Here is a 20,943-nt window from a genome sequence, read left to right on the forward strand (position 1 = left end):
GGGGGTACGGGGAGGCGCCCCCGGAAGACAACAGTCACAGGGCCGGTGTACGGCCAGACGCGCCTAGTTCCTCACGTAGAAGGGCTCGCCCGGAGGGGTGGCCGAGGCCGGCAGGAGTGCCAGGTCGAGGCCCCGCACCAGGCGGGCCCTCAGTGTTTCGTCGGCGGCCAGGGCGCGGGCCACGCGCTGGGCGGCCTCCGCCGCGGAGGCGTCCGCGTCGAGGACGAGGGCGACGGTGCCGTCGGCGGTGCCGGGTCCCAGGTGGGCGCGGAGCACCGCGGGCTCGGCGGCGACGGCGGCGCGCACGGCTTCCCGTACGGCCGGGTCGTCGAGCGGGTCGGTACCGGCCCGGCCCTCCGCGAGGGCGAGCAGGGCGGAGCCGGTCACCTGGTACGGCACCGGGCCGGCCAGGTCCAGGACCAGGGTGTCGGCCTTCTCGTGGACGAGGGCCGCGAGCGCCTGCTGCAGCGGGACCGCGACGGGCCGGGCGGCCGGGTCCCAGAGGGCGAGCGAGGCGATCGAGGTGAAGGCGGGCAGGGCCCGCCGGTCGCCGGCCGTGAGGGTGGGGACGGCCATGTCGCTCGTCTTCTCCCGCTTCAGGCCCGTCTCGGGGTCGGTCTCGACCTCGCCGAGCATGGCGACCACGGGGACCAGAAGCCGGGCCCCCTTCAGTGCTTCGAGGACCGGGCCGTGGGCGGTTCTGTCCTCCGCCCAGGCCGCGAGGGCCGCGGCGAGCCGCGGGTCGGCGGTGCCGTCGTCTTCGGAGAAACCGGGGTCCGGGATGTTCTTGAGCGCCACGCACCGAGCCTAACCGCCGGGCCGGGCCCGGCCGGACACCCCCCAGGTCAGGAGGAGGCCCGGTGGGCGCGCCTCACCATCACGGCGGTGAGCAGCAGCAGGGCGCCGAGTCCGCCGGCGACGGGGGCGAGCAGACCGAAGGGGCGGCTCTCCTCGGGGGCGGCCAGCGGGCCGGGCCCGAAGTACCGGCCCTGGTAGCCGGTGGCGGTGTTCTTGGGGTCGCCGCCCTTGATCTTGCCCCCGGCGGCGATCGCGGCGGCCGGGTCGACCGTCCCGTACCCCTTGGCGTCGCTGCGTCCGCCCTTCGGCCGGTTGCGGGCGGTGGCGATCAGCAGCCGCTTGACCTGGGCGGGCGTGAGGTCGGGGTGCGCGGAGCGGACGAGGGCGACGGCCCCGGAGACGAACGCGGCGGCGGCGCTGGTGCCCCAGCCCTCGTAGTAGCGGCGGTCGGGGTCGGCGATGACGATGTCGTCGCCGGGGGCGCTGACGGTGGCGTACCAGCGGCGGGTGGAGAAGGATGCGTGGGTGCCGTAGCGGTCCACGGCGGCGACGGCGATGACGCCGGGGTAGGCCGCGGGGTAGGAGATGTGGTCGCCCTTCTCGCCGCCGTTGCCCGCGGAGGCGACGACGGAGACGCCCTTGGCGAGGGCGTACTGGACGGCGGCGTCCTCGCCCGCGTCGGGGTGGGCGGACTTGGAGTCGTCGCCGAGGGAGAGGTTGATGACGTCGGCGCCGTGGTCGGCGGCCCAGCGGATGCCTTCGGCGAGGGCGGTGCCCCGGGTCTTGCGGGCCTTGTCGCGAGCCTTGTCGGTGGACTCCAGGATGACCCGTACGGGCATGATCCGGACGTCCGGGGCGACGCCGAGGACGCCGTCCTGGGCGCCGGGGCCATGGCCGTGCCCGGCGATGATGCCGGCCATGGCGGTGCCGTGCCGGGCCCAGGCGCGGTCGCCGCGCGAGGCCCCGAAGCCGACGAGGTCGCGTCCGGTGAGGACCGAACCCGCGAGGTCCGGGTGGTCGGCGTCGACTCCGGTGTCGAGGACGGCGACGGTGACGCCCTTGCCCTTGGTGGTGCGCCAGGCCTCCGTGGTGTGGAGGGCTTCGAGGCCCCACTGGCGGGCCCGGATGGTGTCGGCGTGCGCGGGGGCGGTGGTGGCGGGCAGGACGGAGAAGGCCGCGGCGAGCAGGGCGACCGCGCCGCCGCGTGCCCGGCGGTGGGTGGGTCGGATCACCGGGCGTTCTCCTTGGCGGCCGTGGTGGCGGCCGTGCGCAGCAGTCGTACGAGGCGTTCGGTGATGCCCTTGGCCTCGTGGCCCAGGCCGGACTGGGCGGTGGCGTCGGTACGGTTCGCGGTCATGGCCCGGTCGGCGGGCACCGCGCCGCCGTCGACGGTCCGGCCGTCGGCGAAGCCGGAGACGGCGGTGACCACGACGGGGAGGTCGGCGGGGGCGTTCAGCCACCAGGCGGCGCGCTGCGGGGCGCCGAACCGCGCGGCGACGGTGCCGGGGCCGGGGAGGGCCGGGGGGACGTCCGTGCCGAGGCGGGTGGTGAGGTCCTGGCCGAGGGTGCGCTGGGTGGCGGCGTCGGCGCGGGTGAAGACGAGGCCGACGGTGATCACGCTGCTGGCGGTGGCGTCGGTGTAGGTGGCGCGCAGGACGCGCGCGCAGCCGAGCGGCTCGACGGTGGCGCGGAGGCCCTTGGGCAGGACGGCGGGGGTGCAGGCGGCGTCGGGGGCGACGACGATCCGGGTCCAGGTGCGGGCCGCGCCGCCGGGGCCGGCGCCGGGGCCGGCGAGGGTGCGGGGGAAGAGGGTGTCGACGGGAGCGTTGTGCCAGAGGTCCTTGGCCTCGGTGTACCCGACGGGTTCGACGGGTTTGCCGGGCTCGGCCGCGGCCAGCCACACACCGGCGAGGGCACCGCCGACGAGCCCGAACCCGAGCACGGCACAGACGGCGACGACGAGGGTCCGCCCGGTACGCCGCTCCCGCACGGGCCGCAGCCGCGTGGTGATCTCGACGGGCACCTCGGGCGGCAGGGGGCCGGGACCGTAGGAGCGGCCGTACGGAGGGAGGGACCGCGTCTTTACGGGAGGGGGGCCGACCGGCGCCTGGGTGGGCGCGACGGGTCCGGCCGTGGGCCGGGGCGGGGCGGCCGAGGGCCCGGAGGTGGCAGCCGCGGCGCCTGTGGGAGCAGCCACCGGCCGGGCGGGTCCGGCCGTGGGCCGGGGCGGCGCGCCCGTGGGCCCAGCAGGGGCGGTCGCGGGCCGGACGGAGGCGGCCGTGGGCCGGGCAGGGGCGGCCGCGGGCCGGACGGAGGCGGCCGTGGGCCCGGCAGGGGCGGTCGCGGGCCGGACGGAGGCGGCCGTGGGCCGGGCAGGTCCGGTCGTCGGCCGCGCGGGGGCTGCCGCGGGCCGGGGCGGGGTGGACGGCGTGACCGTCGGCCCCGAAGGGGCGGCAGCGGGCCGGGCGGGGCCGGTCGTGGGCGGCGCGGGGGCTGGCGCGGGCCGGGGCGGGGCTGGCGGGGCTGCCGCAGGCCGGGGCGGAAGCGGGGGCGTGGTTGCCCGGGCGGGCGGTGCGGGGGGCGTCGGCCGGGGCTGCGCGGGCGTTGCCGGGCTCGGCGGCGGGTCCGTCGCACGGATCGGGCGGAGGCGGGTCGTCGTCTCCACCGCAGGGGGATCCGCCGGGAGCAGGGCGTCCGTGATGCGGGAGGTCGTGGGGCGGTGCTCGCCGGTCATCCCCGTCCCCCCGCGCTCGTGTCGACAATGCCCGTCACTCTACGGGCTGTTCCCCCGCGCACGGGAACCCAGGGGCTACCCACCCGTAAACCTGTCTGGCAAGCTCGGGCCATGACTCCCCGTGCCGCCGACCGGGCCCGTTACGACCGGGCCACCGCTCACCTCGACGCGCCCGTGGCGATCGTCGATCTGGAGGCCTTCGACGCCAACGCGGCGGACCTCGTGCGCCGGGCCGGAGGCAAGCCGGTCCGGGTGGCGAGCAAGTCCGTGCGGTGCCGGGCCCTGCTGGAACGCGTGCTGGCGCGCGACGGCTTCGCCGGGATCATGTCGTTCACGCTCGACGAGTCGTTGTGGCTGGCGCGCGCCGGTTTCGAGGACGTCCTCCTCGCCTATCCCTCCGCCGACCGCTCCGGCTTCGGGGAGCTCGCGCGGGATCCGAAGCTCGCCGCCGCCGTGACCGTGATGGTGGACGACGTGGCGCAGCTCGATCTGATCGACGCCTCGCGGGCGGGCGGGGCGGAGGAGGTGCGGGTCTGTCTGGAGCTGGACACCGCCCTCCAGCTGCTCGGCGGGAGGATACGGGTCGGGGCCCGGCGCTCCCCGCTGCGGACCCCCGCCGACCTGGCCGAGCTGGCCCGCTCGGTGGTGCGGCGGCCGGGGTTCCGGCTGGTCGGGATCATGGCGTACGAGGGGCATGTCGCCGGGGTCGGTGACGCGCTCGCGGGCCGGCCGCTGCGCTCGCGGGCGATCCGGCTGATGCAGTCCGCCGCCCGCAAGGAGCTGGCGGACCGCAGGGCGGCCGTGGTGCGGGCCGTACGGGCGGTGGCGCCGGAGCTGGAGTTCGTGAACGGCGGCGGCACCGGGAGTGTGCAGCACACGGCCGCCGAGGACGCGGTGACGGAGATCGCGGCCGGTTCGGGCCTGTTCGTGCCGCGCCTCTTCGACAACTACACGTCCTTCAGCGGGCGCCCGGCCGCGCTCTTCGCGCAGCCGGTGGTCCGCCGCCCGGGCGTGGGCGTGGTGACGGTGCTCGGCGGCGGGTACCCGGCGTCGGGTGCCGCCGGCCCGGACCGGCTGCCCGTCCCGTATCTGCCGGAGGGGCTGCGGTACGACCCGCAGGAGGGTCCCGGCGAGGTGCAGACCCCGCTGCTCGGCTCGCCCGCCGACGATCTGCGGATCGGCGACAAGGTCTGGTTCCGGCACGCGAAGGCCGGGGAGCTGTGCGAGCGGTTCGAGAGCCTGCACCTGGTCGAGGGCGACCGCGTCTCGGCGACGGTGCCCACGTACCGGGGTGAGGGGATGACCTTCCTCTAGGAGACGGAGTCGAGCTGGTCCGGGACGACGCTGCCGTCGTCACGCCGGACCGGCTGGGCCGTGCCGTCGCTCGCCGTGTAGCCGGTGGTGGCGCAGGGGTACGGGGTCGCCTTCCGCTTCTTCGGTTCGATGAACATGGGGTTGACCAGCCAGCGGCCGTCGCCGTTCTCGTACGCCCGGCACATGAGTTCGTTCTTGTTGCGGTTGAGGACCAGGCGCAGTCCGGTGGCGTCCCGCAGGAAGGAGACGTCGGTGTCGGAGTCGCCGGCGGCGAAGACCTGGCGGCGGGAGGCGGGCTGGACGCGTTCGGCAGCGGGGCCCCGGACGCCGAAGATCTCCTGGTTGATCCAGCAGCGCTTGCCGTCGATGTAGGTGATCATCGCGTCCTGGCCGTCCTGGACGGTGCCGCAGCCCTTGAGGTGGCTGGTGAGGCGGCCGTGGTCGGTGGTGTTGCGGATGCCGAGGGCGTGGGAGGGGTCGATGCCGACGCCCTTCGCCCAGACGTCGACGACGGGCTCGGGTGAGGCGGAGACGATCCGGACGTCGAAGCCGCCGTCCTGGAGGGCACGGATGAGGTCCCGCTGCTGGTCGTAGTACCGGACCCAGCCGGTGACCTGTGAGCTGCCGACGCGCTGGGTCGCGCCTTGCGGGGCGGCGAGGTTCTCGGCGCGGGCGGCGGCTGCGAAGGAGGCGGCCTGGCGGGTGGTCCAGCCGTGCAGGAGCTGGGCGAGCCAGGCGTACTGGGGTTCCATGCGGCGGTGGTCGTGGCCGGCGAAGGCGGTCTTCCCGCCGGTGGTGGCACCGGATCCGTAGACGGAGAGGAGTTCGTCGGCGCAGCGGGTGTCGGTGGCCGTGGGGAGGGTGCGGACGCCGGTGGGACAGGCCTCGCCGAGGGCGGTGGCGGCCTCGGGGGTGAGCCAGCGGCTGGTGGTGGACCAGTCGCCGTCCTTCGGGGGCCGGATGCGGTCGTTGCGGAGCAGCCAGTAGAAGGTGGCGTCGCCGACGTCGTTCTTGATGACGGTGTTGTCCCAGTCGAAGACCGCGACGGGCTTCCGGCCGCGCTCGTCGGCGCGCTCGTCGGCGCAGTGGTCGGCGATCAGGGCGTCGATGCGGGCCTTGTTGTCTCCGTACCAGCCGTCGGAGACCTTCAGGGTGGGGCATGCGGCGGGCCTGGCCTCGGCGTTCGCCGCGGGGAGGAGACCGGTGGCGGCGAGGGCGAGGGCGGCCGCCGCGGCGGAGGTGCGGAGCCTGTCGTTCATGAACACTCTCCTGGATGGACGCAGGACAGCCGGGCGCCTTGCGACGCCCGGCTGTCGGGTGGGGGGGGAGGGGGTGGCGGCGGCGAGGGCCTAGAGGGGGGTCACGTACGCCCCGGAGATACCGCCGTCGACGAGGAAGTCGCTGGCGTTGACGAAGGAGGAGTCGTCGCTCGCGAGGAAGGCGACGGCGGCGGCGATCTCCTCGGCCTCGGCGAAACGGCCGACGGGGATGTGGACGAGGCGACGCGCGGCCCGCTCGGGGTCCTTGGCGAACAGCTCCTGGAGCAGCGGGGTGTTGACCGGCCCCGGGCAGAGGGCGTTGACGCGGATGCCCTCGCGGGCGAACTGGACGCCCAGCTCGCGGGACATGGCGAGGACGCCGCCCTTGGAGGCGGTGTACGAGATCTGGCTGGTGGCCGCGCCCATGATGGCGACGAAGGAGGCGGTGTTGATGATGGAGCCCTTGCCCTGGCGGCGCATGTACGGCAGGGCGGCCTTGCAGCAGAGGTAGACGGAGGTGAGGTTGACGTCCTGGACGCGCTTCCAGGCCTCCAGGCCGGTCTCCAGGATCGAGTCGTCGTCGGGCGGCGAGATGCCGGCGTTGTTGAAGGCGATGTCGACGGAGCCGTAGGTGTCGAAGGCGGTCTTGAACAGCGCCTCGACCTGCTCGGGGTCGGTGACGTCGACCTGGACGAAGGTGCCGCCGACCTCCTCCGCCGCGGCCTTGCCCGCGGTCTCGTCGATGTCGCCGCAGACGACGTTGGCGCCCTCGGAGGCGAGACGGCGGGCGGTGGCGAGGCCGATGCCGCTGCCGGCTCCGGTGATGACGGCGGTGCGGCCGACCAGGCGGCGGCAGATGATCTCGTTGCTCACAGTGCGGGGCCCTCCGTGCTGATGAAGACGTTCTTGGTTTCGGTGAAGGCGGTCAGGGCGTCGGGGCCGAGTTCGCGGCCGAGGCCGGACTGCTGGTAGCCGCCGAACGGGGTCCAGTAGCGGACGCTGGAGTGGGAGTTGACGGAGAGGTTGCCGGCCCGGACGGCGCGGGAGGCGCGCAGGGCGCGGCCGACGTCCCGGGTCCAGATCGAGCCGGACAGGCCGTACGGGGTGGCGTTGGCGAGGCGGATCGCGTCGGCCTCGTCCTCGAAGGGGAGGACGACGGCGACGGGTCCGAAGATCTCCTCGACGGCGCAGGGCGCGTCCTCGGGTACGTCGGTGAGGACGGTCGGCGGGAACCAGAAGCCGGGGCCCTCGGGCGCCTTGCCGCGGATGGCCGGGAGGTCCTCGGTGACGTAGGAGCGGACGCGGTCGAGCTGGGCGCGGGAGATGAGGGGCCCCATCTGGGTGCGCTCGTCGAGCGGGTCGCCGACGACGATCTCCTCGATGGCGGGGGTGAGGAGCTCCAGGAAGCGGTCGTACGCGCTCCGCTGGACGAGGATGCGGGTGCGGGCGCAGCAGTCCTGGCCGCTGTTGTCGAGGAAGGCCATCGGGGCCGCGGCCGCCGCCGCCTCGATGTCCGCGTCGGCGAAGACGATGTTGGGGCTCTTGCCGCCGAGTTCGAGGGTGACCCGCTTCACCTGGTCCGCACACTTGGCCATGATCGACTTGCCGACCCGGGTGGAGCCGGTGAAGACGATCTTGGCGATGCCGGGGTGTTCGACGAGGGCGTTCCCGGCGACGGGTCCGGTGCCGGGGAGGACCTGGAAGAGGCCTTCGGGGAGGCCCGCCTCCAGGGCGAGTTCGGCGAGCCGCAGCGCGGTGAGCGGGGTGGTCTCGGCCGGCTTGAGGAGGACGGCGTTGCCGGCGGCGAGGGCGGGTGCGGTGGCCCAGGCGGCGATCGGCATGGGGAAGTTCCAGGGGGCGATGACGCCGACGACCCCGAGCGGTTCGAGGATCGTGATGTCGAGGCCGCCCGCCACCGGGATCTGGCGGCCGTTGAGGCGCTCCACTCCCCCGGCCGCGAAGTCGAGCAGGTCGCGGACGTTGCCGGCCTCCCAGCGGGCGTTGCCGAGGGTGTGGCCCGCCTCGGTGACCTCCAGGCGGGCCAGTTCCTCGGCGTGGTCGTCGACGACGGCGGCGAAGCGGCGGAGCAGCCGGGCCCGGACGGCGGGCGTGGCGGCGGCCCAGCCGCGCTGGGCTCGTGCCGCCCGTACGACGGCGGCGTCGACGTCGGCCGCGGTGGCGGCGGGGACGGTGGCGACGAGTTCCTCGGTCGCCGGGTTCAGTACCTGGAGCAACTCATTCCTCTCAGAGACGTTCGAAGGAGCGGCGCAGCTCCCAGTCGGTCACCGCGGCGTCGAAGGCGTCGAGTTCGACGCGGGCCATGTTGCGGTAGTGGGCGACGACCTCGGCGCCGAAGGCGGCCTTGGCGATCTCGCTGGTCTCCCAGAGTTCGGCCGCCTCGCGCAGGGTGGTGGGGACGTGCGCGTACTCGGCGGTGTACGCGTTCCCGGTGCAGGGCTCGGGCAGTTCGAGGCGCTGCTCGATGCCGTGGAGTCCGGCGGCGATCAGGCCGGCGACGGCGAGGTACGGGTTGACGTCGCCGCCGGGGAGGCGGTTCTCGAAGCGGGTGGAGCGGCCGTGGCCGACGACCCGGAGCGCGCAGGTGCGGTTGTCGTGGCCCCAGGCGACGGCGGTGGGCGCGAAGGAGCCGGGCTGGAACCGCTTGTAGGAGTTGATGTTGGGGGCGTAGAGGAGGGAGAAGTCACGGAGGGCGGCGAGCTGTCCGGCCAGGAAGTGCCGCATGGTCCCGGACATGCCGTGCCCGTCCTCCCCGGCCATCACGTTCTTTCCCTCGGCGTCCTGGAGGGAGAGGTGGATGTGACAGGAGTTGCCCTCGCGCTCGTTGTACTTCGCCATGAAGGTGAGCGAGCAGCCCTCCTGGGCGGCGATCTCCTTGGCGCCCGTCTTGTAGACGGCGTGCTGGTCGCAGGTGACGAGGGCCTCGTCGTACTTGAAGGCGATCTCGTGCTGGCCGGGGTTGCACTCGCCCTTGGCGGACTCCACGGTGAGTCCCGCGCCGGTCATCTCGTTGCGGATGCGGCGCAGGAGCGGTTCGATGCGACCGGTACCGAGGACGGAGTAGTCGATGTTGTACTGGTTGGCGGGGGTGAGGCCGCGGTAGTTCGCGTCCCAGGCCTGCTCGTAGCTGTCCCTGAAGACGATGAACTCGAGCTCGGTGCCGACGTGGGCGGTGAGGCCGAGCTCCGCGAGGCGCTCCAGCTGGCGGCGGAGGATCTGGCGGGGCGCGGCGACGACCGGGCTGCCGTCGGCCCAGGCGAGGTCCGCCGTCACCATGGCGGTGGCGTCGTTCCAGGGGAGACGGCGGAGGGTGGTGAGGTCGGGGTGCATCGCGAAGTCGCCGTAGCCGCGGTCCCAGGAGGACATCTCGTAGCCGTCGACGGTGTTCATGTCGGTGTCGACGGCGAGGAGGTAGTTGCAGCCCTCGGTGCCGTGGCCGAGGACCTCGTCCAGGAAGAACGGTGCGGCGAACCGCTTGCCCTGGAGCCGCCCCTGCATGTCGGGGAAGGCCAGGACTACGGTGTCGATCTCGCCGCTCGCGACGAGGGCGCGCAGCTCCTCGACGGTGAGCGGGGGTGTGCGGTCTGCCACGGGATTGCTCCTCCTTCGGCCTGCCGGAAGCCATAAGGTATTGCGGAAGACCATTGCTTGGGAAGTGCTGGAGGAAGGGAAACGAGAACGTGGCCAGTACGAGTGAATCGGCGGACCGGCTGACGCCCGTGCTGCGGCCGGTGCGGGCGGGCAACGGATTCGAGGAGGCCCTGGAGCAGATCCTCCAGGTGGTACGCCTCGGCCTGGTGCCCGGCGGGGAGCGGCTGCCCGCCGAACGGGAGCTCGCCGACCGGATGGGGATCAGCCGGGTGACCCTGCGCGAGGTCCTCAAGGTCCTCCAGGAACAGGGGCTCGTGGAGAGCCGGCGCGGCCGGTACGGCGGGACGTTCGTGCTGCCCCGGGTCCAGACGGCCGACGAGGACGAGCTGCGTCGCCGGATCGCCACGGTCGACATGGAGGACACCCTGCGCTTCCGTGAGGTCCTGGAGGTGGGGGCCGCCGGGCTGTGCGCGGCCCACGGCCTGGACGCGGCGGGCGCCGAGCGGCTGCGGACGGCCGTCGCGGCCACCCATGACGCCCCGCTGGCCGATTACCGCCGCCAGGACACCCTGCTCCACCTCACGCTCGCCGAGCTCTCCGGCTCGCCGACGCTCACGGCGCAGTACGCCGCCGTCCGTGCGACGGTGAACGACCTCCTGGACTGCATCCCCCTGCTCGTACGCAATCTGGAGCACTCCCAGCACCAGCACACCGCCCTGGTGGAGGCGGTCCTCGACGGGGACGCGGACGCGGCGCGCGAGGTGATGCGGGAGCACTGCGCGGGCACGGCGGCGCTGCTGCGGGGTTTCCTGACGTGACGGGAGGGCAGGCGGGCCGGGACGGGGCGAGCGGCCGGACCGGCGGGGCGGGCTCCGGGGCGGACGGGCGGACCGGCGGGGCGGGCGCGTAACCCGAAAGTAACGCAGGGGGGTTGCGCTGCCCCGTCGGCCACCGCAAAGGTATGGGACCAATCCATTGGGCCCGTTGCGGGGAGCTGACGCTGCCATGACGCTCGAAGACACCACGCCGTCGAAGGACGACTACCTCGAACGCCGGGCCCTGCGCCGCGGCAGCGCCGGCTGGCTGCTGCTGACCGGCCTCGGAGTGGCGTACGTCGTGTCCGGGGACTTCTCCGGCTGGAACATCGGCCTGTCGAAGGGCGGCTTCGGCGGACTCGCCGTCGCCACGGTCCTGATGGGCGCGATGTACGCCTGTCTGGTCTTCGCGCTCGCCGAGCTCTCCGCCATCCTGCCCACCGCGGGCGGCGGCTACGGCTTCGCCCGCCGGGCGCTCGGAACCTGGGGCGGCTTCCTCACCGGCACCGCGATCCTCATCGAGTACATCCTGGCCCCCGCCGCGATCTCCATCTTCATCGGCGACTACGTCGAGTCCCTCGGACTCTTCGGCCTGGAGTCCGGCTGGCCGGTCTACCTGGTCTGCTTCGCGCTCTTCATCGGCATCCACCTGTGGGGCGTGGGCGAGGCGCTGCGCTTCAGCCTGATCGTGACGGCGATCGCGGTCGCGGCCCTGGTCGTCTTCGCGCTCGGCGCGCTCACCGACTTCCACGTCGACGGCCTGAACGACATCCCGGTCGACAGCGAGGCCTTCGGATCGAACTCCTGGCTGCCGTTCGGACTCCTCGGGATCTGGGCGGCGTTCCCCTTCGGCATGTGGTTCTTCCTCGGCGTCGAGGGCGTGCCGCTCGCCGCCGAGGAGGCGAAGGACCCCGTGCGGTCGATGCCGAGGGCGCTCGCGATCTCGATGGGCATCCTGGTGCTGCTGGCGGTCATGACCTTCTTCGCCGCCACCGGGGCGCGCGGTTCGGCCGCCGTCCAGGAGGCCGGCAACCCGCTGGTCGTGGCGCTCCAGGGCGACGGGGACCCGACGACGCTCAGCCGCTTCGTGAACTACGCGGGCCTCGCGGGCCTGGTCGCCTCCTTCTTCTCCCTCATCTACGCCGGTTCGCGCCAGCTGTTCGCCCTCTCCCGGGCCGGCTACCTGCCCCGGTTCCTCTCCCTCACCAGCCGCCGCAAGTCGCCCTACCTGGGGCTCCTCATCCCGGGCGCCATCGGCTTCGCGCTCGCCGCCGGGACCGGGAACGGGGCGCGGATGCTGAACATCGCGGTCTTCGGCGCCACCATCTCGTACGCCCTGATGGCGCTCTCCCACATCGTGCTGCGCCGCCGGGAGCCGGGACTCCACCGTCCGTACCGCACGCCCGGCGGGATCGCGACCTCCTCCGTGGCCTTCGTCCTGGCCCTCTCGGCGCTCGTCGCGACCTTCCTGGTGGACCGGACGGCGGCGTTCATGGCACTCGGGGTGTACGTGATCGCCCTCGCCTACTTCGCGTTCTACAGTCGGCACCATCTGGTGGCCCGGGCCCCCGAGGAGGAGTTCGCGGCGCTCGCCGCGGCCGAGGCCGAACTCGAACGCGACTGATCCCCCGACGCTCCGCACCTCTGGAGGAAGTTCCGTGACCAAGGCGCTCATCGGCGTGACCACCTATCTGGACCAGGCCCGCTGGGGGGTGTGGGACATGCAGGCCGCACTGCTCCCCGCCCCGTACCCGCGGCTCGTCCGGGAGAGCGGAGGGCTCGCGGTCATGCTCCCGCCGGGCGGACCCGAGGACGCGGCGGCGGTCGTGGCCCGGCTCGACGGACTCGTCGTCGCGGGCGGGGCGGACGTCGAGCCCGTACGGTACGGGGCCGAGCCCGACCCCCGTACCGGCCCGCCGGCCCGCGCCCGGGACTCCTGGGAGCTGGCCCTGATCGAAGCGGCCCTGGCCTCCGGCACCCCGCTGCTCGGCATCTGCCGGGGCATGCAGCTCCTGAACGTGGCGCTCGGCGGCACGCTGATCCAGCACCTGGACGGGCACGTGGAGGCCGTCGGCGTGATCGGCCGGCACGCGGTGAAGCCGGTGCCGGGCACGCGGTACGCCTCCCTGGTGCCCGAACTCACCGAGGTCCCGACCTACCACCACCAGGCCGTGGACCGGCTCGGCACGGGACTCGCGCCCTCGGCCCACGCGGAGGACGGCACGGTGGAGGCGGTGGAACTGGCCGCGCCGGCCTGGGCGCTCGGCGTGCAGTGGCATCCGGAGATGGGCGAGGACCTGCGCGTGATGCGGGGGTTGGTCGAGGCGGCGGGCCGGTAGCTCTGCCCTCTGCAGGAAAGGGAGCGGGGCGGCCGGGGTGGGCTCCGGCCGCCCCGCGGTTCAGTGGGCCGCGGTGGTCGCCGCGACCGCGCGGCGGCCCAGGACCACGTACAGCACGGTGGAGACCACCATGCCGACCGGCAGCGAGAGGTCCATGCCGCCGACGGCGGCGGCGACCGGTCCGGTGTAGAGGGTGTTCACGCAGAGCGCGGCGGCGGCCACACCCGTCACGAGGGAGGCGGCCCCCGCCCAGTTGACCCCGCCGGTGAACCAGAAGGGGCTGCCGGGGGTCTCGTCCGAGAGCGCGACGCCGTCGTACCGGTTGCGGCGCAGCAGGACGTCCGTCGCGTACACGGCCATCAGCGGGCCGATCAGGACGGTGATCACCTGGAGGGCGTTGCTGACGGTGTCGAGGAAGCTGGAGACGAGCAGCCCGTAGAGGGTGAGGCCCACCGCGACGACGCCGTCGAAGAGGACGCTGACGGTCCGGCGGATGCGCAGACCGACGGCCTGGAGGGCGAGACCCGCGCTGTAGGCGGTCAGGGCGTTGATGGAGATCGTGCCCAGGACCAGGGCCAGCAGGAAGACGGGCGTGAACCAGCCGGGCAGGATCTCCTGGAGCGCGTTCTGAGGGTCGGTCATGTCGACGGCCGTCGCGGCGAACGCGCCGAGCGCGCAGACCACGACGCTCGGGACGAAGGAGCCGAGCGCGGTCCAGCCGGCGACGGCCTTCGGCGAGGCCGTGCGCGGCAGGTAGCGGGAGAAGTCGGCGCTCGTGGTGTACGAGAGCGGGCCCGAGGCGACCATCGCCGTGCCCGCGATGAGCACGGCCCAGAGGTCCGTGCCGGTCAGCCGCTCGGCGGGGACGTACGAGAAGTCGGCGTGCTTGAAGACCGCCAGAGCGACGACGGTGAAGGCACCGGCCAGGGCCAGCGTGATCGGCAGGTACAGCTTGATGATCAGGCCGTGCCCGTACACGCTGATGCCGAGGGTGAGCGCGGCGATGACGACGACGACGGCGACCTTCACGGGGGTGTTCGCCGTGATGCCGGTCTTCTCGACCAGGGCGAAGGCGGCGGTCGCGGCGGCGGCCAGGTTGAGGGCGAAGTAGCAGACGGAGACCAGCCAGCCGCCGACCGCGTTGTTCACGCGGTTGCCTATGACGCCGTAGAGGGCGCGGGTGATGACCTCGCTGGGCGCGCCCGCGGCCGGCCCAGGGGTGGCGACCAGGCCGGTGAGCACGCTGAAGAGGTTGCCGACGACGATCACGGCGAGCGACTGCCAGAGGTTCAGGCCCATCAGGACCAGGGCGCCGCCGACGACGAGGCTGAGGTAGTTGACGCTGGCGGCGGCCCAGACGGCGAACAGCTCGCGCGGGTCGCCGTGGCGCTCCGCGTCGGAGATGTGGTCGATGCCGTGGGCCTCGATGCGGCCGGGCCGGTCGGCCGGCGGGGGGACCTCGGCGCGGGGGGCGCCGTGGTCGGGGATCGTGGAAGCCATGCGGCCCTCCGGTGCGTGTGATGCCCACCTGGTTGCTTATTGGTCGCACACTCAATAGCATCACCGGTATGCCGTCAAGCGTCCAGCGCAAGAGAATTCGGAAAACGCCCGAAGCCCGTAGGGCGGAGATCGTGGAGACCGCCGCCCGGGTCGCCCTGACCGAGGGCCTGGAGTGCGTCACGCTCCGGCGCATCGCCGACGAGCTGGCCGTACGCCCCGGTCTGATCAGCCACTACTTCCCGTCGGCGGAGGATCTGGTCGCCGAGGCGTTCAGCGTCGCCTCCCTCGGCGAGCTCGACTCCCTGCTGCCCGCCGACCGCCCCGACGGGACCCCCACGCAGTACCTCGCGCGCTACTTCGCCCTCTCGGCCGGAGCGGCGTACGACGACATCAGCCGCCTGTGGATCAACGCCCGGCACCTCAGCCGCTACCGGCCCGTGCTGCGCGACCGGGTCGCCGAACAGGAGCTCGCCTCCGATGACCGCCTCGAAGGGCTCATCCGCGAGGGCGTCGAGCGGGGCGAGTTCCGGACGGAGGACCCGCGCGCGACGGCCATCCAGATCCTGGTGGTCCTGGACGGCCTCGGCGCCCACGCCAACACGGACCGCAGCAACCGCCCCGCAGCCGTGACCCGCATGGCGATCACCACGGCGGAACGCGAACTCGGGCTGGCGCACGGCGCGCTGACCGACGTACGACTGCCGGCGGAAGGGGACGAGCGGGCCGGGCAGACCGAGGGGGTCGAGCAGGCCGATCACGCCGAGTCGACCGAGTCGACCGAACCGGCCGAACCGGTCTAGCTGGCCTAGCCGCTCCAGCCGGTCTAACAGGCCTAGCTGGTCCAGCCGGTCTAACAGGCCTAGCTGGTCCAGCCGGTCCAGCCAGTCCGGCCGGTCCAGCCGCACTCACGACGGCCGCCCGGGCGCACCGGGCGGCCGTCGTGAGGCTCACGCACACCCCGCCCTCCCCGGCCCGGCCGGCGTCAAGCCGCGCTGCGGACCGCCGGCCCACCCACCCACCGGCCTCAGGCCGCCGCCCTCCGCCCTCCGCCCTCCGCCCTCCGCCCCAGCCCCAGCCCCAGCCCCAGCCCCAGCCACCCGTACCGCCTCCCGCACTCTTCCTGGAGCCACCCGTGCGCACCCGACTCGTCCTGCTCTCCGCCCGTCTGCTCGACCCCGGCACGGGGGCGTTCCTGCCGGAGACCGCACTCGCCGTCTCCGACGACGGCCGGATCTCCGCCCTGGGTGACGACCGCGAGATACGGGCGCTGGCCGGTCCGGCGACCACCGTCGTCGACCTCAAGGGGGCCGTCGTCACCCCCGGCCTCGTCGACGGCCACCTGCACCCGGTGACCGGCGCCGAACTCACCCACGGTCTCGACCTGTCGTACTGCGCCGACCTCGACGACGTACGGGAGGCCCTGGCCCGCGAGGTGCGGGCCCTCGACCGTGGGCAGTGGCTGTTCGGCTGGGGCCTGGACCCGAACGTCTTCGGCGAACGGCCCGTCGACACCGCCCCCTTCGACGCCGTGCTCGACGGCGTGCCGTCCTTCCTGCTGCTCTTCGACGCCCACTCGGCGCTGGCCAGCCGCCGGGCGCTCGAACTCGCCGGGGTCGACGGCCCCCGCACGTTCGACCAGGCCTCCGCCGAGATCGTCTGCGACGCCGACGGGCGTCCGACCGGGCTGCTCCAGGAGGACGCCGCCTGCGAGCTGATCGAGCGGGTCGCCCCCCGGCCGACGCGCGAGGAGAGCCGGCAGCGGCTCGCGGCGGCGCTGCGGTCCATGGCGGCGGCGGGCCTCACCGGCGGTCACGCGATGGACGCCAACGGCGACAGCCTCGCCCTGTACGGGGAGCTCGACGCGGCCGGTGAGCTGCCGCTGCGGCTCCGGGTCGCGCCCTGGTGCCAGCCGGGCACCGACGCCGACGGCGTACGCGCGCTGATCGAGCAGCAGGGCACGGGCGGGGAACTGTGGCGGGTCGCCGGCGTGAAGCTCTTCATGGACGGGACCATCGACAACGGCACGGCGTGGCTGGAGCGCCCCGACTGCCACGGCGAATCCACGCACGCGTTCTGGCCGGACCCCGAGGCGTACACCCGCATCGTCGGGGAGCTGCACCGGGCGGGCGTGGCCACCGCGACGCACGCCATCGGCGACGCGGCCGTACGGCACGTCCTCGACGCCGTCGAGAAGGCGCGGACGGCGGGCGGCGGCGGGGTACGGCACCGGGTCGAGCACATCGAGACGGTGCCGGACGACACGCTGCGCCGCTTCGCGGAGCTGGGCGTCCTGGCGTCGATGCAGCCCACACACTGCTGCGACTTCACGCGCGCCGACCACACGGACAACTGGTCGCGGCGGCTCGGCGAGGAGCGTGCCGCGCGCGCGTGGCGCTGCCGCGACCTGTCGGACTCGGGTGCGACCGTGGTCCTCGGCTCCGACTGGCCGATCGCGCCGTTCCCGCCGCTCGGGGTGATGGCCGGGGCCCGCCACCGACGCCCGAGCCGCGACCTCGGGCAGGCGCCACACGGTCCGGAGCAGGCGCTCACGCCGCTGGAGGCGCTGCGGGGCATGACGACGGCGGCGGCGTACGCGGCGGGCGAGGAGCACGAGGCGGGCCGGCTGGCGGTCGGGTACCGCGCCGACCTGACGGCGCTGGGGGCGGACCCCCTGGCGACCGCGTCGACGGACCTGCCGGACGTCCCGGTCCGTCTGACGACGGTGTCGGGCCGGGTGACGTTCCGCGCGACGGACGTCTGACGACCCGGCGCCCACCCGTTGTGGGCAATCGTTCCGCTGGGGCGGAACGGGTGGGCACAACGGACGGCGCCCCTTGCCGGGCCTAGGCTCCCGGGCCCTGACCCGCACTGCTTTGTGCGGCACCGCTGGGGTACGGGTCCAGGCGCAGGGGGCGGAGGCGCCCGCAAGGGCGCGGTCCCGTGTGCCCACCCTCCCCCAAGCTCTCGGCTTCGCTCGAGCAGGGGGGGACCCCCATCGCCCCTGGGGGCCCCCGGACGAAGTCTGGCGGAGGGACGATTGCCCACACGGGTGGTGGCGGGGGCGCCGCCCGGACGGGCCGGGTCAGCGACAGCAGGTCGCGCCGGTCTCGTCAGCCGCGGGTCAGCCGCAGCAGGTCCCGCCCCACCATGACTACCCCCGCGTCAGCGACAGCAGGTCGCGCGCCGGGCCCGTCGGGCGGTGGCCCGCCGGCCAGACCGCTCGTAGGTCTCGGCGGAGCAGTACCCCTTCCACCGGGATGGCCACGAGGCGGCGCGACGCCAGCTCCTCGGTGATCGCGAGTTCGCTCAGGACGGCCGGCCCGGCCCCGCTCACCGCCGCGGCCTTCACCGCCGTGGTGGAGGCGAGTTCGAGGAGGGGCTGCGCGAGGCCGCCGTGCGCGGAGAGCGCCGCGTCGAGGACCTGCCGGGTGCCCGAGCCGCGTTCCCGCAGGACCAGCGGGGTCGCGGCCAGCTCGGCCGGGTCGACCGGGCCCCGCCGCCGGGCCCACGGGTGGGAGGGCGCGGCGACGACCGCGAGCCGGTCGTGCGCGACGACCACGCCGTCGAGGCCGTCGGGCACGGCGAGGCCCTCGACGAAGCCGACGTCGGCGTCGCCGGCGAAGAGGCGTTCGGCGACGGCCGCCGAGTTCCCGGCCTGGAGGGACACGGCGGTGTCGGGGCGCTGGGCGTGCAGCGCGATCAGCCAGCCGGGCAGCAGGTATTCGGCGATGGTCATGGACGCCGCCACCCGCAGCCGCGAGTCCCGCCGTCCACGCAGCGCCTGCGCGCCCGCGTCGAAGGCCTCGGCCGCCTCGACGATGCGCCGGGCCCAGTCGGTGACGAGGGCGCCCGCGTCGGTGAGCCGGGAGCCGCGCGGCGAGCGGTCGAGCAGGGCCACGCCGAGCTGCCGTTCCATCGAGCGGATGCGGCTGCTGGCGGCGGGCTGGGTGATGCCGACCTCGCGGGCGGCGGCGCCGAGGCTCCCGTGCCGGGCGACGGCGAGGAGCAGTTCGAGCGCGCCGAGGTCGGGGACCCGGTGGGAGAGGCCCCGGTGGAGGAGGGGGGTCGGCGTCTTGTCCGGCTCACTGCTCATAAGGTCAGCTTATGGCCTCATAGCCACAACGTCCCTGGTGGGGGCGGTTCCGGCGCGAAACGATCGGTGCATGGCAAGCCACGCACCTTCTCTTCCGGCCCTCCGCGCCAGCACCCCCGGCGCCCGGTCGACCCGTTCCGTCCGTCACCTCGGACCCAACTGGTACGCCTCCGTGATGGGCACGGCCATCGTCGCCAACGCGGGCACCGCCCTCCCGGTGGACGTGCCCGGCCTCCGTACGGCCTGCGCCGCGGTCTGGGCCCTGTCGTTCGCGATGCTGCTCGCCCTGGTCGCGGCCCGCGCCGCGCACTGGGCCCGCCACGGGGACCAGGCCCGCGCCCACCTCATGGATCCGGCGATGGCCCCGTTCTACGGCTGTCTGTCGATGGCGCTGCTCGCCGTCGGCGGCGGGGCGGTGATCGTGGGCCGCGACTGGATCGGGCTCCCGGCGGCCGTCGCCGTCGACACCGTCCTGTTCACGGCCGGCACGGTGATCGGCCTGGTGGCCGCGGTGGCCGTCCCGTACCTGATGGTGGTGCACCACCGGATCGAGAGCGCCTCGCCGGTGTGGCTGCTGCCGGTCGTCGCCCCCATGGTCTCCGCCGCGGTCGGCCCGCTGCTCGTGCCCCATCTGCCCGCAGGGCAGGCTCAGCAGACCCTGCTGATCGGCTGCTACGCGATGTTCGGCGTCAGTCTGCTCGCCACCCTGGTGATGCTGCCGCTGGTCTTCGGACGGCTCGTCACCGGCGGCCCGCTGCCGCTCGCGCTGACCCCCACCCTCTTCCTGGTCCTCGGCCCGCTGGGCCAGTCGACGACCGCCGCGAACAAGTTCGCCGACTCGGCCGCGGGCGTGCTGCCCGCCCCGTACGCACACGGCTTCGCGGCCTTCGCCGTGCTCTACGGGGTCCCCGTGATGGGCTTCGCGCTGCTGTGGCTGGCGCTCGCCGGGGCGATGGTGCTGCGGGCACGGCGCCACGGCATGGGCTTCGCGATGACCTTCTGGGCGTTCACCTTCCCGGTCGGGACCTGTGTGACCGGCGCCGAGGGCCTCGCCCAGCACACGGGTCTGGCCGCGTTCCGGTGGCTCGCGATCTTCCTGTACGTGGTGCTCGTGGCGGCCTGGCTGGTGGCCGGTCTCCACACCCTGCGGGGGCTGCTCAGCGGTGCGCTGCTCGCAGGGCCCGGGCGAGAGCCCGCGGGGCCTCGGCCAGTGACGGCCCGTACCAGGTGAGCATGCGCCCGTCGACGAGGGCGGCGGCGGTCCCGGGGAAGGCCTCGGGGCCGTCGTCCGGCGTGAAGCGGTAGGGCTCGTCGGGCAGCACGACGAGGTCGGGGCCGGCGGCGCGGAGCTCGTCGAGCGGGAGGCGCGGATAGCGCTCCGGGTGGTCGGCGTACAGATTGCGGACGCCGAGGCGGGCAAGCAGGTCGCCGGCGAAGGTGTCGCGGCCGAGGACCATCCAGGGCCGCCGCCAGATCGGTACGACGGCGGTGAGCGGCCCGAGCGGTGCGACGGAGTCCCAGGCCGCCTCGGCCTCGTCGAGCCAGCGGGGCCGCCGGGGCGCGCCGCAGGCGGCGAGGAGCCGCTCCAGTTCCCGCAGGCCCTGGTCGAGGGTGCGGATCTCGGTGACGAGGACGTCGAGTCCGGCGGCCCGCAGGGCGGCGAGGTCCGGGGCGCGGTTCTCCTCCTCGTTGGCGAGGACGAGGTCGGGCCGGAGCGCGGTGACCGCCGCGACGTCGGGGTTCTTGGTGCCGCCGACGCGTGCGACGTCGAGGTCGGCGGGGTGGGTGCACCAGTCGGTCGCGCCGACGAGGAGGCCCGGCGCGGTGACGGCGACGGCCTCGGTCAGGGACGGCACGAGCGAGACGACCCTCCGTACGCTCCCCCGGACGGCCGTCACTCCTCCTCGGCCTCCACGTGGTCGCCGACGGCGACGACGAGGAGCCGGGTGCCGGGCTCGGTGGCGCGCCAGCGGTGCCGTACACCGCCGGAGAGGTAGAGGGTGTCGCCGCGGCCCAGCCGGTAGGCGCGGCCCTCGGCCTCGACCTCGGCGGCGCCGTCGGCCACGTACAACAGCTCGTCGTTCCGGTGCTGGAACTCGCGCCCGGCGTCCTGCTCGCCGGTGAACTCCAGGGCGTGCAGCTGGTGGCGGCCGCGGACCAGCGCACGGACGCCCGGGGGCAGGGCCGGGGAGCGCTCCCCGGAGCGGACGACGTCGACGGTGCGGGAGGCCTCGGCGGCGGCGAGGAGTTCGCCGGCCGTGGTCTCCAGGGCCTCGGCGACGAGTTCGAGGGAGCGGCGGCTGGGGCGGGCGCGCTCGTTCTCGACCTGGCTGAGGAAGGGAACGGAGAGGCCGCTGCGGGAGGCGACGACGGCCAGGGTCAGCTGGAGCGCTCTGCGGCGCCTCTTGACGGCCGCGCCCACGCGGGGTGCTTCCTTCTCGTCCATGTCGACTCCCTCCCTCTGCTCGTATCGGTCGGTTAC

18 protein-coding genes are annotated in these 20,943 nt (G+C 74.3%); 7 read left to right on the forward strand and 11 right to left on the reverse strand.

The window, feature by feature from the left end; genetic code table 11:
- Positions 1-63: 63 nt before the first annotated feature.
- Genes ACN9M0_RS06370 through ACN9M0_RS06380 form a run of 3 tightly spaced genes read right to left on the reverse strand, consistent with a single transcriptional unit; the run spans position 64 to position 2,995 of the window.
- Positions 64-798 carry an SseB family protein gene (locus ACN9M0_RS06370; protein WP_399697659.1) on the reverse strand — a complete coding sequence of 245 codons (735 nt, stop codon included), beginning with the start codon at positions 796-798 and terminating at the stop codon, positions 64-66.
- Positions 799-845: 47 nt separating this feature from the next.
- Positions 846-2,030 carry a type VII secretion-associated serine protease mycosin gene (mycP, locus tag ACN9M0_RS06375; RefSeq protein ID WP_426403259.1) on the reverse strand — a complete coding sequence of 395 codons (1,185 nt, stop codon included), beginning with the start codon at positions 2,028-2,030 and terminating at the stop codon, positions 846-848.
- On the reverse strand, positions 2,027-2,995 hold the full coding sequence (locus ACN9M0_RS06380) for a hypothetical protein (RefSeq protein ID WP_426403260.1): 969 nt from the start codon (positions 2,993-2,995) through the stop codon (positions 2,027-2,029). The genes mycP and ACN9M0_RS06380 overlap by 4 nt, the downstream gene beginning before the upstream one ends.
- A gap of 648 nt (positions 2,996-3,643) precedes the next feature.
- Between ACN9M0_RS06380 and ACN9M0_RS06385 the strand changes: the two genes are divergently transcribed.
- Positions 3,644-4,846 carry an amino acid deaminase/aldolase gene (locus ACN9M0_RS06385; RefSeq protein ID WP_426403261.1) on the forward strand — a complete coding sequence of 401 codons (1,203 nt, stop codon included), beginning with the start codon at positions 3,644-3,646 and terminating at the stop codon, positions 4,844-4,846.
- Here ACN9M0_RS06385 and ACN9M0_RS06390 read toward each other — a convergent pair.
- The 4 genes from ACN9M0_RS06390 to ACN9M0_RS06405 all read right to left on the reverse strand — a co-directional run bounded on the left by ACN9M0_RS06390 (position 4,843) and on the right by ACN9M0_RS06405 (position 9,714).
- Complete coding sequence (locus ACN9M0_RS06390) at positions 4,843-6,105, reverse strand: haloacid dehalogenase-like hydrolase (RefSeq protein WP_366042828.1); 1,263 nt, start codon at positions 6,103-6,105, stop codon at positions 4,843-4,845. The genes ACN9M0_RS06385 and ACN9M0_RS06390 overlap by 4 nt on opposite strands.
- A 90-nt stretch (positions 6,106-6,195) precedes the next feature.
- Positions 6,196-6,978 carry a 3-oxoacyl-ACP reductase gene (locus ACN9M0_RS06395; protein WP_366042827.1) on the reverse strand — a complete coding sequence of 261 codons (783 nt, stop codon included), beginning with the start codon at positions 6,976-6,978 and terminating at the stop codon, positions 6,196-6,198.
- Positions 6,975-8,339 carry an aldehyde dehydrogenase family protein gene (locus tag ACN9M0_RS06400; RefSeq protein ID WP_426403262.1) on the reverse strand — a complete coding sequence of 455 codons (1,365 nt, stop codon included), beginning with the start codon at positions 8,337-8,339 and terminating at the stop codon, positions 6,975-6,977. Before ACN9M0_RS06400 ends, ACN9M0_RS06395 begins: the two co-directional genes overlap by 4 nt.
- Positions 8,340-8,349: 10 nt before the next feature.
- Positions 8,350-9,714 carry a glutamine synthetase family protein gene (locus tag ACN9M0_RS06405; protein ID WP_366042825.1) on the reverse strand — a complete coding sequence of 455 codons (1,365 nt, stop codon included), beginning with the start codon at positions 9,712-9,714 and terminating at the stop codon, positions 8,350-8,352.
- A gap of 89 nt (positions 9,715-9,803) precedes the next feature.
- Here ACN9M0_RS06405 and ACN9M0_RS06410 point away from each other — a divergent pair, with 89 nt between their 5' ends.
- The 3 genes from ACN9M0_RS06410 to ACN9M0_RS06420 all read left to right on the forward strand — a co-directional run bounded on the left by ACN9M0_RS06410 (position 9,804) and on the right by ACN9M0_RS06420 (position 12,868).
- Positions 9,804-10,532: a FadR/GntR family transcriptional regulator gene (locus tag ACN9M0_RS06410; protein WP_116161919.1), complete on the forward strand. Its 729-nt coding sequence runs from the start codon at positions 9,804-9,806 to the stop codon at positions 10,530-10,532.
- A 187-nt stretch (positions 10,533-10,719) separates the two neighbouring features.
- Entirely contained in the window at positions 10,720-12,153 is a 1,434-nt protein-coding gene (eat, locus tag ACN9M0_RS06415) for an ethanolamine permease (protein WP_426403263.1), read from the forward strand.
- Between the two features lie 34 nt (positions 12,154-12,187).
- Positions 12,188-12,868 (forward strand): gamma-glutamyl-gamma-aminobutyrate hydrolase family protein, encoded by a 681-nt coding sequence (locus ACN9M0_RS06420; protein WP_366041143.1) that lies wholly within the window; start codon positions 12,188-12,190, stop codon positions 12,866-12,868.
- A 60-nt stretch (positions 12,869-12,928) separates the two neighbouring features.
- Here ACN9M0_RS06420 and ACN9M0_RS06425 read toward each other — a convergent pair whose 3' ends face one another.
- Positions 12,929-14,368: a purine-cytosine permease family protein gene (locus ACN9M0_RS06425; protein ID WP_366041145.1), complete on the reverse strand. Its 1,440-nt coding sequence runs from the start codon at positions 14,366-14,368 to the stop codon at positions 12,929-12,931.
- Between the two features lie 68 nt (positions 14,369-14,436).
- Here ACN9M0_RS06425 and ACN9M0_RS06430 point away from each other — a divergent pair, with 68 nt between their 5' ends.
- The gene (locus ACN9M0_RS06430) at positions 14,437-15,168 is read left to right on the forward strand and encodes a TetR/AcrR family transcriptional regulator (protein WP_426403264.1); all 732 of its coding nucleotides are present in this window, start codon (positions 14,437-14,439) and stop codon (positions 15,166-15,168) included.
- A gap of 332 nt (positions 15,169-15,500) precedes the next feature.
- Positions 15,501-17,129 carry an amidohydrolase gene (locus tag ACN9M0_RS06435; RefSeq protein ID WP_426403265.1) on the forward strand — a complete coding sequence of 543 codons (1,629 nt, stop codon included), beginning with the start codon at positions 15,501-15,503 and terminating at the stop codon, positions 17,127-17,129.
- A 390-nt stretch (positions 17,130-17,519) separates the two neighbouring features.
- Here ACN9M0_RS06435 and ACN9M0_RS06440 read toward each other — a convergent pair whose 3' ends face one another.
- Positions 17,520-18,461 carry a LysR family transcriptional regulator gene (locus ACN9M0_RS06440; protein WP_366041149.1) on the reverse strand — a complete coding sequence of 314 codons (942 nt, stop codon included), beginning with the start codon at positions 18,459-18,461 and terminating at the stop codon, positions 17,520-17,522.
- A gap of 70 nt (positions 18,462-18,531) precedes the next feature.
- On the opposite strand from ACN9M0_RS06440, the gene ACN9M0_RS06445 reads away from it, so the two are divergent.
- Positions 18,532-19,692: a TDT family transporter gene (locus ACN9M0_RS06445; RefSeq protein ID WP_426403266.1), complete on the forward strand. Its 1,161-nt coding sequence runs from the start codon at positions 18,532-18,534 to the stop codon at positions 19,690-19,692.
- On the opposite strand, the gene ACN9M0_RS06450 is transcribed toward ACN9M0_RS06445, so the two are convergent.
- Positions 19,619-20,359, reverse strand: a complete 741-nt coding sequence (locus ACN9M0_RS06450; RefSeq protein ID WP_426403267.1) for a helical backbone metal receptor — start codon at positions 20,357-20,359, stop codon at positions 19,619-19,621. The two genes, ACN9M0_RS06445 and ACN9M0_RS06450, sit on opposite strands and share 74 nt — an antisense overlap.
- Positions 20,356-20,907 carry a helix-turn-helix domain-containing protein gene (locus tag ACN9M0_RS06455; RefSeq protein WP_366041152.1) on the reverse strand — a complete coding sequence of 184 codons (552 nt, stop codon included), beginning with the start codon at positions 20,905-20,907 and terminating at the stop codon, positions 20,356-20,358. The genes ACN9M0_RS06450 and ACN9M0_RS06455 overlap by 4 nt, the downstream gene beginning before the upstream one ends.
- Positions 20,908-20,943 lie beyond the last annotated feature (36 nt).

It is taken from the genome of Streptomyces sp. R-07, assembly GCF_049913175.1.
GTDB lineage: Bacteria > Actinomycetota > Actinomycetes > Streptomycetales > Streptomycetaceae > Streptomyces.